General features: G+C 59.7%; 12 protein-coding genes and 1 tRNA gene. 7 read left to right on the top strand and 6 right to left on the bottom strand.

Annotated features, from left to right (window positions below; translation table 11 throughout):
* Window positions 1-90: 90 nt before the first annotated feature.
* Entirely contained in the window at window positions 91-1,518 is a 1,428-nt protein-coding gene (locus tag MUM_RS0112265) for a glycosyl hydrolase family 8 (RefSeq protein WP_010170015.1), read from the top strand.
* Between the two features lie 70 nt (window positions 1,519-1,588).
* Here MUM_RS0112265 and groL read toward each other — a convergent pair whose 3' ends face one another.
* The 4 genes from groL to MUM_RS0112285 form a co-directional block, all read right to left on the bottom strand.
* Window positions 1,589-3,232: a chaperonin GroEL gene (gene groL, locus MUM_RS0112270; RefSeq protein ID WP_010170016.1), complete on the bottom strand. Its 1,644-nt coding sequence runs from the start codon at window positions 3,230-3,232 to the stop codon at window positions 1,589-1,591.
* Window positions 3,233-3,282: 50 nt separating this feature from the next.
* On the bottom strand, window positions 3,283-3,579 hold the full coding sequence (locus MUM_RS0112275; protein WP_003208599.1) for a co-chaperone GroES: 297 nt from the start codon (window positions 3,577-3,579) through the stop codon (window positions 3,283-3,285).
* Between the two features lie 248 nt (window positions 3,580-3,827).
* Window positions 3,828-4,304: an FxsA family protein gene (locus MUM_RS0112280; RefSeq protein WP_008433587.1), complete on the bottom strand. Its 477-nt coding sequence runs from the start codon at window positions 4,302-4,304 to the stop codon at window positions 3,828-3,830.
* A 66-nt stretch (window positions 4,305-4,370) separates the two neighbouring features.
* A complete protein-coding gene (locus tag MUM_RS0112285; RefSeq protein ID WP_010170017.1) occupies window positions 4,371-5,102 on the bottom strand; it encodes a HugZ family pyridoxamine 5'-phosphate oxidase in 732 nt (243 codons plus the stop codon).
* Window positions 5,103-5,177: 75 nt separating this feature from the next.
* Here MUM_RS0112285 and MUM_RS0112290 point away from each other — a divergent pair, with 75 nt between their 5' ends.
* On the top strand, window positions 5,178-5,936 hold the full coding sequence (locus MUM_RS0112290) for an SDR family oxidoreductase (RefSeq protein ID WP_010170018.1): 759 nt from the start codon (window positions 5,178-5,180) through the stop codon (window positions 5,934-5,936).
* 12 nt (window positions 5,937-5,948) lie between these two features.
* Here MUM_RS0112290 and MUM_RS0112295 read toward each other — a convergent pair whose 3' ends face one another.
* A complete protein-coding gene (locus tag MUM_RS0112295) occupies window positions 5,949-6,956 on the bottom strand; it encodes a DUF481 domain-containing protein (protein ID WP_010170019.1) in 1,008 nt (335 codons plus the stop codon).
* Window positions 6,957-7,110: 154 nt separating this feature from the next.
* Between MUM_RS0112295 and MUM_RS0112300 the strand changes: the two genes are divergently transcribed.
* From MUM_RS0112300 to MUM_RS0112315, 4 genes are all read left to right on the top strand, one after another.
* Window positions 7,111-7,473, top strand: coding sequence for an MGMT family protein (locus MUM_RS0112300; RefSeq protein WP_010170020.1), 363 nt, complete (start codon window positions 7,111-7,113; stop codon window positions 7,471-7,473).
* 43 nt (window positions 7,474-7,516) lie between these two features.
* A complete protein-coding gene (locus tag MUM_RS0112305) occupies window positions 7,517-9,049 on the top strand; it encodes an AmpG family muropeptide MFS transporter (RefSeq protein ID WP_010170022.1) in 1,533 nt (510 codons plus the stop codon).
* 177 nt (window positions 9,050-9,226) lie between these two features.
* Window positions 9,227-10,942 carry a proline--tRNA ligase gene (locus MUM_RS0112310; protein ID WP_003208614.1) on the top strand — a complete coding sequence of 572 codons (1,716 nt, stop codon included), beginning with the start codon at window positions 9,227-9,229 and terminating at the stop codon, window positions 10,940-10,942.
* Window positions 10,943-10,962: 20 nt separating this feature from the next.
* On the top strand, window positions 10,963-11,916 hold the full coding sequence (locus MUM_RS0112315; RefSeq protein ID WP_010170025.1) for a hypothetical protein: 954 nt from the start codon (window positions 10,963-10,965) through the stop codon (window positions 11,914-11,916).
* Between the two features lie 53 nt (window positions 11,917-11,969).
* On the opposite strand, the gene dinB is transcribed toward MUM_RS0112315, so the two are convergent.
* A complete protein-coding gene (gene dinB / locus MUM_RS0112320; protein WP_010170027.1) occupies window positions 11,970-13,028 on the bottom strand; it encodes a DNA polymerase IV in 1,059 nt (352 codons plus the stop codon).
* A 291-nt stretch (window positions 13,029-13,319) separates the two neighbouring features.
* Between dinB and MUM_RS0112325 the strand changes: the two genes are divergently transcribed.
* Window positions 13,320-13,396: transfer RNA gene (locus MUM_RS0112325), tRNA-Met, on the top strand.
* Window positions 13,397-13,645: the final 249 nt, after the last annotated feature.

A 13,645-nucleotide genomic window follows, 5' to 3' on the forward strand; every position in this document is an offset into this window, starting at 1 on the left:
TCCCCGCTGCCGCTAACCTCGCGACCTGATTCAGGATCGCACGCGCCATCCTGAGTCCATGCCCTTTGGATCAGGTTGGAGAGTCATTTCATGCGTCACCTTAAACGGCATCTGCCTACGCTGGTGTTGTCACTGTGCATGGCCGCCGGTTCATGGTCAGGCAGCCTCGCGGCCCAGAGTGTCCACGCGCCCTATTACCCCGGCACCATCCTGCCCAATCGCCAGTCCCAGGCGATCATGGATCAGCAACTGGTCACGTTCTACAAGGACTGGAAGGCGGTGTATCTGTCGAGCGAATGCGGCAGCGGCCGGGTTTTCGTCAAGGTCAACGCCGACCACAAACCGGTGGGCGGTGGCACTGCGCCCGGCACGATCACGGTGTCCGAGGCCCATGGTTACGGCATGCTGCTCACGGTGATGATGGCGGACTACGATGACGACGCGCAAAAGACCTTCGACGCCATGGTGCGCTACTTCCAGGATCACCCGGCAGCGTCCGATCCCGGCTTGATGGCCTGGAACCAGGTCGAGGGATGCGGCGACTCCACTGACGCCTTTCGCGGCGACGTCAGCGCCACCGACGGCGACCTGGACATCGCCTACGCCCTGCTGCTGGCCGACCAGAAATGGGGCAGCCAGGGCACGATTGACTATCGCAGCGAGGCCAACACGGTCATGGCGGCGATCATGAAACACGAGGTGCACCCCAGGACCCACCATTTGATGCTCGGCGACTGGGCCGGTACCGACGGCGATGCAGAGCTGGAGTACACGACTCGCAGCTCGGACTTCATGCAGTCGCACCTCTACAGCTTTTTCGCCATGACCGGGGATAAACGCTGGCAGGCGGTTCGCGACAAGACCTATTCGATCATTAGCACCTTTACGCAGCGCTACAGTGCCAAAAGTGCTTTGGTGCCGGACTTTATCAGCCACCTGGACACCTCGCTCACCCCGGCGCGGCCCGAGCTGGTGGAAGGCAAATACGACGGAGCCTACTCGTGGAATGCCGCCCGTTACCCGTGGCGCATCGGCCTGGATTACCTGATGTACGGTGACCCTCGCGCGCTGTACACCTTGACCACTTTCAACCGCTGGGCACGCGCCACCACTCACGATGAGCCGGGTCACTTCAACAGTGGTTACCGGATCGACGGCAGTACCATTGATGAAGCGCAGAATGAGCCGGCCTTTGTGGCGGCACTCGGGGTCAGCGCAATGATCAGCCCCGACAATCAGCTGTGGCTCAATAACATCTGGGACAACCTGCAACACCAGTCCATCCGGGACCATGACTACTACGGCAACACCCTCAAACTGCTGGGCATGGTCGTCATGTCCGGCCATTGGGAGCGGCCCCAACCGGCGCCCCTCAAAAAAACCGCAAACGTGCCTGTCCCTCCGTCATCCGGCACTGCGGCACCGGGACCTGTGGCATCTTTGCCGCCCGCCTCGCACCTGATGCTGGCCCGTGGTTTCATGTTCAAGAAACTCCTCGGGCGTCGCGGCGTCAGTTGACCTGCGCGCATAAAAAAACCCCGCCTGCATCGCTGCAGGCGGGGTTTTTCAGTATCGGGGTAAGGCTGGCTTACATCATGCCGCCCATGCCACCCATACCGCCCATGTCTGGCATACCGCCGCCAGCTGGAGCATCTTCTTTGATCTCGGCGATCATTGCTTCAGTGGTGATCATCAGGCTGGCAATCGACGAAGCCGCTTGCAGAGCCGAACGAGTCACTTTAGCCGGGTCCAGGATGCCCATTTCGATCATGTCGCCGTATTCGCCGGTAGCAGCGTTGTAACCGAAGTTACCCGAACCCTGCTTGACCTTGTCGACGACTACGCTTGGCTCGTCGCCGGAGTTGGCAACGATCTGGCGCAGAGGTGCTTCAACCGCACGACGCAGCAGAGCGATACCAACGTCCTGGTCAGCGTTGTCGCCTTTCAGCTCGGAGATAGCCTGCAGAGCGCGAACCAGTGCCACGCCGCCGCCAGGTACCACGCCTTCTTCAACGGCTGCACGGGTAGCGTGCAGGGCGTCTTCAACGCGGGCTTTCTTCTCTTTCATTTCAACTTCGGAACCCGCGCCAACCTTGATCACTGCAACGCCGCCGGACAGCTTGGCCAGACGCTCTTGCAGTTTTTCACGGTCGTAGTCGGAAGTGGTATCAGCCACTTGAGCGCGGATCTGGGTAACACGTGCCTGGATGTCAGCTTCAACACCAGCACCGTCGATCACGGTGGTGTTTTCCTTGGTCACGGTGACGCGCTTGGCATTACCCAGGTGTTCCAGGGTAGCGCTTTCCAGGCTCAGGCCGATCTCTTCGGAGATAACGGTACCGCCAGTCAGAACAGCGATGTCCTGCAGCATGGCCTTGCGACGATCGCCGAAACCAGGTGCTTTAACAGCAACCACTTTCACGATACCGCGCATGTTGTTCACAACCAGGGTCGCCAGGGCTTCGCCTTCAACGTCTTCGGAAACGATCAGCAGTGGGCGGCCGGCTTTGGCAACAGCTTCCAGAACTGGCAGCAGTTCACGGATGTTGGAGATCTTTTTGTCAACCAGCAGGATCAGCGGGCCGTCGAGCTCGGCGGTCATGGTGTCTGGCTTGTTGACGAAGTACGGGGACAGGTAGCCACGGTCGAACTGCATGCCTTCAACAACCGACAGTTCGTTTTCCAGGCCCGAGCCTTCTTCAACGGTGATCACGCCTTCTTTACCGACTTTTTCCATGGCTTCGGCAATGATGTCGCCGATGGAGTTGTCGGAGTTGGCCGAGATGGTGCCGACCTGAGCGATTGCCTTGGTGTCAGCGCATGGCTTGGACAGGGACTTCAGCTCTTTGACAATGGCGATGGTCGCCTTGTCGATGCCGCGTTTCAGGTCCATCGGGTTCATGCCGGCAGCGACGGCTTTCAGGCCTTCGTTGACGATCGACTGAGCCAGAACGGTGGCGGTGGTGGTGCCGTCGCCTGCGTCATCGTTGGCACGGGAGGCAACGTCTTTGACCAGCTGCGCGCCCATGTTTTCGAAGCGATCTTTCAGCTCGATTTCTTTGGCGACGGAAACGCCGTCCTTGGTGATGGTCGGAGCGCCGAAGCTCTTCTCGATGATCACGTTGCGGCCTTTAGGGCCCAGGGTGGCTTTTACTGCGTCAGCCAGGACGTTGACACCGGCGAGCATTTTCTTACGGGCGGAATCGCCGAATTTAACTTCTTTAGCAGCCATGATCGATATTCCTTAAATACTTTGTAGTAACGGGAAGATGAGCGGGGAAATCAGCCTTCCAGAACAGCGAGAATCTCGTTCTCAGCCATTACCAGCAGGTCTTCGCCGTCGATTTTCACAGTGTTGCTGCCGGAGTAAGGGCCGAAAACAACCTTGTCACCCACTTTCACAGCCAGCGCACGTACTTCACCGTTTTCCAGGGTTTTGCCTGGGCCAGCAGCGAGAATCACACCGTGGTTGGCTTTTTCAGCAGCCGAACCTGGCAGAACGATACCGCCAGCGGTTTTCTTTTCTTCTTCACTGCGACGGATGACGACGCGGTCATGCAGAGGACGAAGCTTGCTCATTGTCGATCTCTCCTAATTGTGTTTTTCATCGGCCGGTGTCAATTCCGGCTAGTTAAATTCCGGCGGTGCCGGTCGCGGTTCGCGGTGCGAAACGCGGAAGTCTGTCTGGTGTCGCCACCAGAAACCTTGCGGTGACCGTTACATAAGGGCGCATAAGCTTATTACAAGGGTGCAGAGATGAAAATTTTTGTGTCGGGGACGTCTTAAAAAGCCACACGGCACCCGAAGGTGCCGTGCCAGTGAGGGGATTACTTGGGGTCGCGGTGTTCGAACTCGCCTTCGATCACGTCACCTTCACGCCCCAGGGGCTGGCGCGGAGCAGGGCCGCCGCGGGGTTGCAGGTCGTCGGCAAAGGCGCGCTGGCGGATCGCCGCCTCTTCGGCACGCTGGCGCATCTTGCCCGCCAGCAGCTTGCGAGTGAACGGCAGCAACATCACCAGACCCACCACGTCGCTGATGAAACCCGGGAGGATCAGCAGGCCACCGGCCAACGCCATCATCAGGCCTTCCAGCATGGTCTGGGCCGGCAGTTCGCCGCGATTCAGGCTTTCACGGGCACGCAGCGCCGTGGCCAGGCCGGCGACGCGCAGCACCAGAACGCCGAGCATCGAGCCGAGAATGATCAGCAGCAGCGCCGGGAAAAACCCGATTGCCCCGCTGACTTGTACGAATACGAACAGCTCCAGCACCGGAAACAACAAAAAGAGCAACAAAAAAGGGCGCATCAAATGGTTCCTCAACGCAAGAATGCCTTGCTACTTCACCTTAGATGACGTCGCCGTTTCGTGAATTCAAGCTTCAGCGGCTGCTTTTTTCGGCCAGACCTCGGCGTGAGCCAGGAAAACCAAGGCTTCGCGTACTTGTGTCGGCGTGTTGCAAGGCTCTGCAAAGGGCAGCCAATAGAGGGCCTGGCCGATGCGCAGGTGCATGCCTTCGCTGTCGATACCGGCCAATTGCGCAGGCTCGGAAGTCGGTAGCCCAGCCAGCTCGACGTAGTGAGCGATGGCCTTGGTGTGGTCGCTGTTCATGTGCTCGATCATGCTCAGCTCGGCCTTGCCGGCGAACGGGTTGGCCAGGGTCAAGTTATCGACCCAGTGGATCGCGCCAAACCCGCCGATGTAACGGTGGCGCACCGGCTTGAGCACCCAGAAGTCAAAATCATGGGCCTTGTGGTAGTTCGCCGAATCCGGGAAGTAGCGGTAATAACGCTCGGCGGCGGCTTCAATCGCAGCACTGTCTTCGAGCTTTTCGGCTTCGGCCAGGTAGGTCAGGCGCCCTACGGCTTGCACATCGTCCGCCTCACGCTCACCTACCAACAGGGAGCACTTGGGATCTTTCTGCAGGTTATGGGTGTGCTGGGCGATCCGGCTGATCAGGATCAGCGGCCGGCCCTCGGCGTCCAGGCAGTACGGCACCACTGAGCCAAACGGGAAACCGGGCATGGCCTTGGACAAGGTGGAGAGTGCCCCACGGTATTCCTTGAGCAGTAGTTCTCGGGCATTCTTGGCAACGTGCGCGCTCAACTTATGACTCCTTTGATAAATTTCGTCAAAAAACAAACTTGGATAGCCGCTTAATTCTGCCCACAGGACTTGCGAATGCATCTCAACGACAAAGTAATCATTATCACCGGCGGTTGCCAGGGTTTGGGCCGTTCCATGGCCGAGTATTTTGCCGCCAAAGGTGCACACCTGGCGTTGGTGGACCTCAATCAGGAAAAACTCGACCAGGCCGTGGCAGCCTGCCAGGCCCACGGCGTGAAAGCCCGGGCCTATCTGTGCAACGTGGCGGATGAAGAGCAGGTCACCCACACCGTGGCGCAGATCGCCGACGACTTTGGTGCGATCAACGGCTTGATCAATAACGCGGGGATTTTGCGCGACGGCCTGCTGCTCAAGGTCAAGGACGGCGAGATGACCAAAATGAGCCTGGCCCAGTGGCAGGCGGTGATCGACGTCAACCTCACCGGGGTGTTCCTGTGCACCCGCGAAGTGGCGGCAAAAATGGTGGAGCTGAAGAATCAGGGCACCATCATCAACATTTCGTCGATCTCCCGCGCCGGTAACGTCGGCCAGACCAACTACTCCGCCGCGAAGGCCGGTGTAGCAGCCGCCACTGTGACCTGGGCCAAGGAGCTGGCGCGTTACGGTATCCGCGTGGCGGGCATTGCACCGGGGTTTATCGAGACGGAGATGACCCTGGGCATGAAGCCCGAGGCCCTGGAGAAGATGACCTCGGGCATTCCCCTCAAGCGCATGGGGCGGCCCGAGGAGATTGCCCATTCGGCGGCGTATATCTTTGAGAACGACTACTACACCGGGCGGATCCTGGAAATGGACGGCGGGTTGCGCCTTTAACCAGGCAGCGCTTTACCAGGCCACGCCGAACCCGGCGGTGTAGCGGGTCTTGCTCAACGCACTCTCCGAGTCGCCACTAATAATGTCGCGCTCTGCCTTGAGGTTGAGGGAGGCCCACTCGGTGACTTTGTAGCGCAGGCCCATTTCCGCATCCAGGGAATAGTCGGACGGCCCTGCCAACGGTTTGCCCAGCTCGCCATTGGTGAAGAATTCGACGGTCTTGCCCACCAGGTAGCGGTTGTAGTTCCACTTCATGGCCAGCGAGTAGAAGTTGTCCTTGCCGCCGTCCTGATATTCGTAATCCGTGCGGTTGACCAGCGAACCAAGGGAGAACGCACCCAACTCATCGTCCCAGAATTGATAGCCCGGGCCGGTACCCACGGTGCGCTGGCGGGACAGGTCTTCGACCTTGTCACGCTTGTAGGTCAAGCGACCCTGCCAGAACCAGTGTTCGGTGATGAAGCGGTCCAGGTCGTATTCCAGCGCCCAGTTGTCGGTGGTGGTCACGTCGTCCTGGAATTCGCGGTTGTATTCGCCTTGGGCGGTATGGCGCCACTGGCCATGGCGGGCAGTGGTCTTGAAGTCGATGTCGTAGTCGTTGGTGTCTTTTTCCGCACGCTTGTAGTCCAGCGCCATATCGACATTGCCCTTCCACACCAGGTCTTCGATCACCGGCTTGGGCTTGATGATCTGCTGGATGCTGGCCAGCTCGACGGTCTTCGGCGCCTCGCCGTTGGCCAGGACGACTTTGCCGTCATCGGCCGCCTGCAGGGACTTGGCCTTCTCACCGGTGTAGGCATCCTGTTTGACCAGCAACTCCTGGTCACTTTCCAGGGTCTTGACCTGCTTCCAGTCCACCGGGATGGCACCGGCATAGTCGGTCTGGATCAGTAGCTTGCCACCGTCGAAAACCTTGATCTTGCCGGTCAGTCGGTCACCGTTCTTTAACCAGACGGTATCGGCGAGCAGCGGCGTGGAGGCGCTGAAAACAGCGAGGCACAGCAGGGTTCTGGACAACATAAGCGGATTTGAGGCTCGAGTTTGGCGAAAAAACGGGCATTATCGGGGCGGATAACTTCTTAGCAAGGACTGACTCGGGTATTTGTATCGAGTTCCGTGCCAGGCGGTACATTTGCAGACATTTCCTACGAATAGACGGATATTTTCATCGGACATGCCCACCGTGAACGAAACGACCGACGCCCCGCAAAGCCCGGCCGAAATGCGCCGCACCGTGCTGTACCTGACCCTCGCCCAAGTGCCCGAAGGCTGCGTGATCAGCTACGGGGAGCTGGCGCACCTGGCCGGTTTGGGTCGCGCCGCGCGCTGGGTGGGCCGCACCCTGAGCCAGTTGCCAGAAGACACCAAACTGCCCTGGCACCGCGTGTTGGGTGCCGGCGGTCGGATAAGTCTGCCGGTGGGCAGTGCCTCGGGGGACGAGCAACGCGCGCGTTTGCGCGGCGAAGGTGTCAGCATCCTGAACAATCGTGTTGATATTCAGCGTCATGGCTGGCGCCCGGTAGAGCACAGCGGTTAGAGTGCGCGCTTTATTTGCGTAATTCTGAGGCAGACTCCAGCCCATGCCCCGTAAAACCTGGCGCGCCGCGCTCGCCGCCTATGCCAGCCCCTCGACGTTAGTGCTGTTGCTGCTCGGCTTTGCTGCCGGCTTGCCTTACATGTTGGTGTTCTCGACGCTCTCGGTGTGGTTGCGTGAGGCCGGTGTGGCCCGCGAAACCATCGGTTATGCGAGCCTGATCGGCCTGGCCTATGCCTTCAAGTGGGTCTGGTCGCCCTTGCTCGACCAATGGCGCCTGCCGCTGCTCGGCAAGCTCGGACGTCGTCGTTCCTGGCTGGTACTGTCCCAGACGCTGGTGATCCTCGGATTGATCGGCATGGGGTTCTGCGATCCGCAAAAGCACCTGTCCTGGCTGATCGCCATCGCCGTTATCGTTGCCTTCGCTTCCGCCACGCAAGATATCGCCGTAGACGCCTACCGCCTGGAAATCGCCAGCGACAGCCAGCAGGCCGCGCTGGCCGCCAGCTATATGTCCGGGTATCGCGTGGCCGCCCTGCTGGCCACCGCCGGCGCACTGTTTTTCGCTGAAGGTTTCGGCTCCACCGGGTTCAACTACAAGCACTCGGCGTGGGCCGGCACGTATGTACTGTTCGGTGTGCTGATGGTGCCAGCGCTGCTGACCACCCTGTTCATGCGCGAACCCAATGTGCCACTTCGCACCCAGTTGCAGGCCGGTCGCTACAGTTTTGCGCACCAATTGGTCTCGGTGTTCGTGTTGATCGTGCTGCTGGTGTCGGTGCCGGCGATGTTCACCCAGTTGTACAACACAGACTTCGCCAGCGTACTGTTCCACGGCGTCAGCCTGCTGGACTTGCTGCTGGAAGACCGCGCGTTCCTGCGGGCCATCCTCTATATCATCCTCACCACCCTGTGCCTGTCGACCATGGGCCGCCGGGGCCTGGCGCCGGTGCTCACGCCGGTCAACGACTTTATCCTGCGCTACCGCTGGCAGGCCTTCCTGCTGCTGGGGCTGATTGCCACCTATCGCATGTCGGACACGGTGATGGGCGTCATGGCCAACGTGTTCTATATCGACCAGGGTTTTACCAAGGACCAGATCGCCGGCGTCAGCAAGGTGTTCGGCCTTATCATGACCCTGCTGGGTGCCGGCATGGGCGGACTGCTGATCGTGCGCTTCGGCATCCTGCCGATCCTGTTTATCGGCGGTATAGCATCGGCCGGTACCAACCTGCTGTTCGTGATGCTCGCCGACATGGGCCCGGACCTGCAGATGCTGATTTTCACCATCTCCCTGGATAACTTCAGTTCGGGCATGGCGACCTCGGCGTTTGTTGCGTACTTGTCGAGCCTGACCAACCTGAAGTTCTCCGCTACCCAATACGCCCTGCTCAGCTCAATCATGTTGCTGCTGCCACGCTTGATCGGCGGGTATTCGGGGGTGATGGTCGAGAAGTTCGGTTACCACAATTTCTTCCTGATCACCTGCCTGCTGGGTGTGCCGACGCTGATTCTGATTGCCTTGCATTGGTTTCAGGAAAGCCGGCGGATTCGCTTGAACCCCACCAAAGAAGACTGAAAGTACGCGGTCAATGTGGGAGCTGGCTTGCCTGCGATGGCATCACCGCGGTGTAACTGACACCCCGTGCCGCCTGCATCGCAGGCAAGCCAGCTCCCACAGATGCCTGTACTCCGGCAGCGACCGCCCGTACAATCAAAAGTCATTTCAAGTCCAAGCAACCGACAACGGCCTACCATGCGCACCAGTCAATATTTGCTCGCCACACAGAAAGAAACGCCTTCCGACGCGGTCGTGATCAGCCACCAGCTGATGCTGCGCGCCGGCATGATCCGCAAACTGGCCTCGGGCCTGTACACCTGGCTGCCCATGGGCTTGAAGGTGATGCGCAAGGTCGAAGCCATCGTTCGTGAAGAAATGAACGCCGCCGGCTCTCTGGAAGTGTTGATGCCGAGCACCCAACCGGCTGAGCTGTGGCAGGAATCCGGGCGCTGGGAAGAGTACGGCCCTGAATTGCTGCGCTTCAAGGATCGTCATGGCCGCGATTTCTGCGCCGGCCCGACCCACGAAGAAGTGATCACCGACCTGATGCGCAACGAGTTGAGCAGCTACAAACAGCTGCCCCTCAACCTGTATCAGATCCAGACCAAGTTCCGTGACGAAATCCGCCCACGCTTCGGTTTGATGCGCGGCCGTGAATTCATCATGAAGGACGCCTATTCGTTCCACGCTGACCAGGCGTCCCTGCAGGTCACCTACGACCGCATGCACACCGCCTACTGCAACGTGTTCACCCGCCTGGGCCTGAAGTTCCGCCCGGTTGAAGCGGACAACGGCTCCATCGGCGGCGCCGGCTCCCACGAGTTCCACGTACTGGCCGAATCCGGCGAAGACGATATCGTGTTCAGCAACGGCTCCGACTACGCGGCGAACATCGAGAAAGCCGAAGCCGTGCCACGGGAAACCTCCCGTCCGGCACCAAGCGAAGAGCTGCGCCTGGTGGATACGCCTGAGACCAAGACCATCGCGGCCCTGGTGGAGAAATTCAATCTGCCGATTGAAAAGACCATCAAGACCCTGATCGTGCGCGCCGAGGAAGAAGGCAAACTGATCGCCCTGGTGATCCGTGGCGACCACGAACTCAACGAAATCAAGGCCGCCCAGCAGCCAGGCGTTGCCAGCCCGCTGGTGATGGCCACCGACTCCGAACTGCGCGACGCCATTGGCGCCGGCGCCGGTTCCCTGGGCCCGCTGAACCTGCCGCTGCCGATCATCATCGACCGTTCCGTGGAGCTGATGAGCGACTTCGGCATCGGTGCCAACATCGATGACAAGCACTACTTCGGCGTGAACTGGGAACGCGACCTGCCGGTTCCGACCGTGGCCGACCTGCGCAACGTGGTTGCAGGCGACCCGAGCCCGGACGGCAAGGGCACCCTGGAAATCAAGCGCGGCATCGAAGTCGGGCACATCTTCCAGCTGGGCAACAAGTACAGCAAGGCGATGAAGTGCGAAGTGCTGGGCGAGAACGGCAAGCCGATCACCCTGGAAATGGGCTGCTACGGCATTGGTGTTTCCCGCGTGGTTGCGGCTGCCATCGAGCAGAACAACGACGAGAAAGGGATCATCTGGAGTGACGCCCTGGCGCCGTTCCAGGTCGCCCTGGTACCGCTGCGCTACGAAACCGAGCAAGTGCGCGAAGCCACCGACAAGCTGTATGCCGAACTGACGGCTGCCGGTTTTGAAGTGTTGCTGGATGACCGGGACAAGAAGACCAGCCCGGGCATCAAGTTCGCCGACATGGAACTGATTGGCATCCCGCACCGGATCGTGGTCAGTGACCGCGGCCTGGCCGATGGCAATCTGGAATACAAGAGCCGGACCGAAGCCGAAGCCCAACCGTTGCCGGTGGCTGACGTGCTGTCTTTCCTTCAGGCGCGTATTCGTCGCTGAAACCCAGATCAAGAGTCGTCATGTTCAAGCGAAACACCATAGCCCTGGGGGGCGCCACGTTATGTGGCGCCCTGCTGGTCAGCGGCTGCGCCAACCAGATGTCGCAACGCAGCGAGCACGAGGAACGTATCGAGCGCAAATTGCTCGATCACAGCCTGCAGATCGATGTAGGCGAGCCCAAAGTGCTGGAGCTGCCGCAACGCCGGGTTCGCATTCATGAGCAAAAGACCTTTGAGGTCACCGAATTCGAAGTCACCCGTCGTTACGACCGTTACACGCCCTACCAGCCCTGGCGCAAACTCTATGAGATGCCCCTTGGCGCGGTCGCGCTGGTGGCGGGCGTCGGCGCCAACGTGGCGAATATCTTTGCCCTGGGCAACCTGCCTGCCAGCATGACCCGCGATTGGCTCAGCTACGGCGTGGATGGGGTCAACCCGTTCATGAACGTGCAGTCCAACGGCCGTGCGCAACAGAACCTGGCGGGTATCGATGAAGTCCAGCGCGACAAGCGCGTGGAGTATTCGAGCCTGCCCTGGAGCGAGCGCCCGGTGCAGGTGACCGCCGGCAAGCAAACCCATGAGCTGACCACCGACCGCAATGGCGTACTGCGCCTGAACCTGTTGGACAGCCCGTTTGCCGAGCAGGACCTGAACCGCATCAGCACCCTGAAGATCAGCGTTGAAGATGCCCAGGACGACGTGCACTCGGACTCATCCCTGGCTATCAGCAGCACCCTGCGGGGCAAATTGCTCGAAGCTCACGGGTTGATCTACGACGACCTGGAAGACGACGAGGTCAGCGAGTGGGTGCACCGGGTCAAGCGCCTGTCGGAGCTGGGCCTGGAAGAGGAAGCCAGCGAGCTGGAACAAAGCCTCATCGAGCTGACCCGCAATGATCCTGAGCTACAGCAGGAATTCCTGCAGGCCTTGACCAAGGACGCGGGGCGTCTGGTGGCGGATCCTGAGGCACGCTGAAGCCTTTAAATGTGGAAGCGGGCTTGCTCGCTCCCACATTTGGTTTTCGGTTTCTACCAGGGGAATTGGAGCTGCTCGTTGCCGCTGCTCAAATCCAGCAATCGCACGCCGATCCCCAGCAATCGTACCGGCTTGCCGCCACGATTGAACGCCTGGGTCAGCAACTGCCGGTAACTCTCCAGGTCCCGCCCTGCCCCGGCCTGCTCCAGGGTTGTCTGGGTAAAGTCGTGAAATTTCACTTTGACGAACGGCTTGCCCGCCCGGTAGCTGCTGTCGATGCGCGCCATGCGCCCGGCCAGGGTTTCCATCAGTTCAGGCAATTTTTCCAGGCAACTGGGCAGATCCGGTAGATCCACATCGTAGGTATTTTCCACGCTGATGGACTGCCGGCGGCTGTCGTTCTGCACCACACGGTCATCAATCCCACGGGCCAGGCTCCAAAGACGCTCGCCGAAGCTGCCAAATTCACGCACCAGCGCCAGCTTGTTCCACTCCCGCAGTTGCAGACAATCCTCAATCCCCAGACGCGCCAGTTTGTCGGCGGTGACCTTGCCCACGCCGTGGAGCTTTTTTACCGGGAGTGCCGAGACAAAGTCTTCGACCTGATCCGGGGTAATCACAAACAATCCGTTGGGCTTTTTCCAGTCGCTGGCGATCTTGGCGAGGAACTTGTTCGGCGCCACGCCCGCAGAAACGGTGATGTGCAACTGGTTGGAGACCCGCCGACGAATGTCCTGGGCAATGCGCGTGGCGCTGCCGCCGAAATGCGGGCTGTCGGAGACGTCCAGGTAGGCTTCGTCCAGGGACAACGGCTCGATCAGGTCGGTGTAGTCGCGAAAGATCGTCTGGATTTCCTTCGACGCTTCTTTATAGGCGTCCATGCGCGGCTTGACGATGGTCAAGTCCGGGCACAGCTTCAAGGCGTGCCGGGACGACATGGCCGAGCGCACCCCGTAGGCCCGGGCTTCATAGTTGCAGGTGGCGATCACTCCGCGACGGTCTGCCGAGCCGCCCACCGCCAGAGGCTTTTGCGCCAGGGTTGGGTCGTCGCGCATCTCGATGGCGGCGTAGAAGCAATCACAGTCGACGTGGATGATTTTGCGCTGCGTCATATATAAGGCAGTGGTTCTGGGCAGAAAACGAACAGGTGGGCAGTATCTCACTCACACCTGTATATAGCACCAGTAGTTTGAATCTTCCGCCTAAGTGGTAGGAAAATTCGCAGATGAATTCATTTTCTCAATCGAAAACCACCCCCCAATAGAGCTGAAAGCCTCGGCCAGACTGGCCCCGCGGCCTATCAAGGGGTCGCCTTGGAGAGCTAACCGATTGAACCACAAGCGCTTTTCTTTGAATCAGCGGTTGACACACCCGCGTTCCTCTGTAGAATGCCGACACACAGACGCGGGATGGAGCAGTCTGGTAGCTCGTCGGGCTCATAACCCGAAGGTCGTCGGTTCAAATCCGGCTCCCGCAACCAAACATCAAAAAAGGCTACTCGAAAGAGTGGCCTTTTTTGTGCCTGTCTGTTTTAGCGCCCTTTTCGATTGTCTGACAAAAAACCTTTCCCAATCGCGCACTTACCGCTCGTGCGTGACAATTTGACGCTTATTCGCACTTATTTGACCCATCAGCCGATTAACGGTTGACACCCTGCCGTTGCTCTGTAGAATGCCGCCACACAGACGCGGGATGGAGCAGTCTGGTAGCTCGTCGGGCTCATAACCCG

This window comes from Pseudomonas sp. PAMC 25886 (assembly GCF_000242655.1).
Classification (GTDB): Bacteria; Pseudomonadota; Gammaproteobacteria; order Pseudomonadales; family Pseudomonadaceae; genus Aquipseudomonas.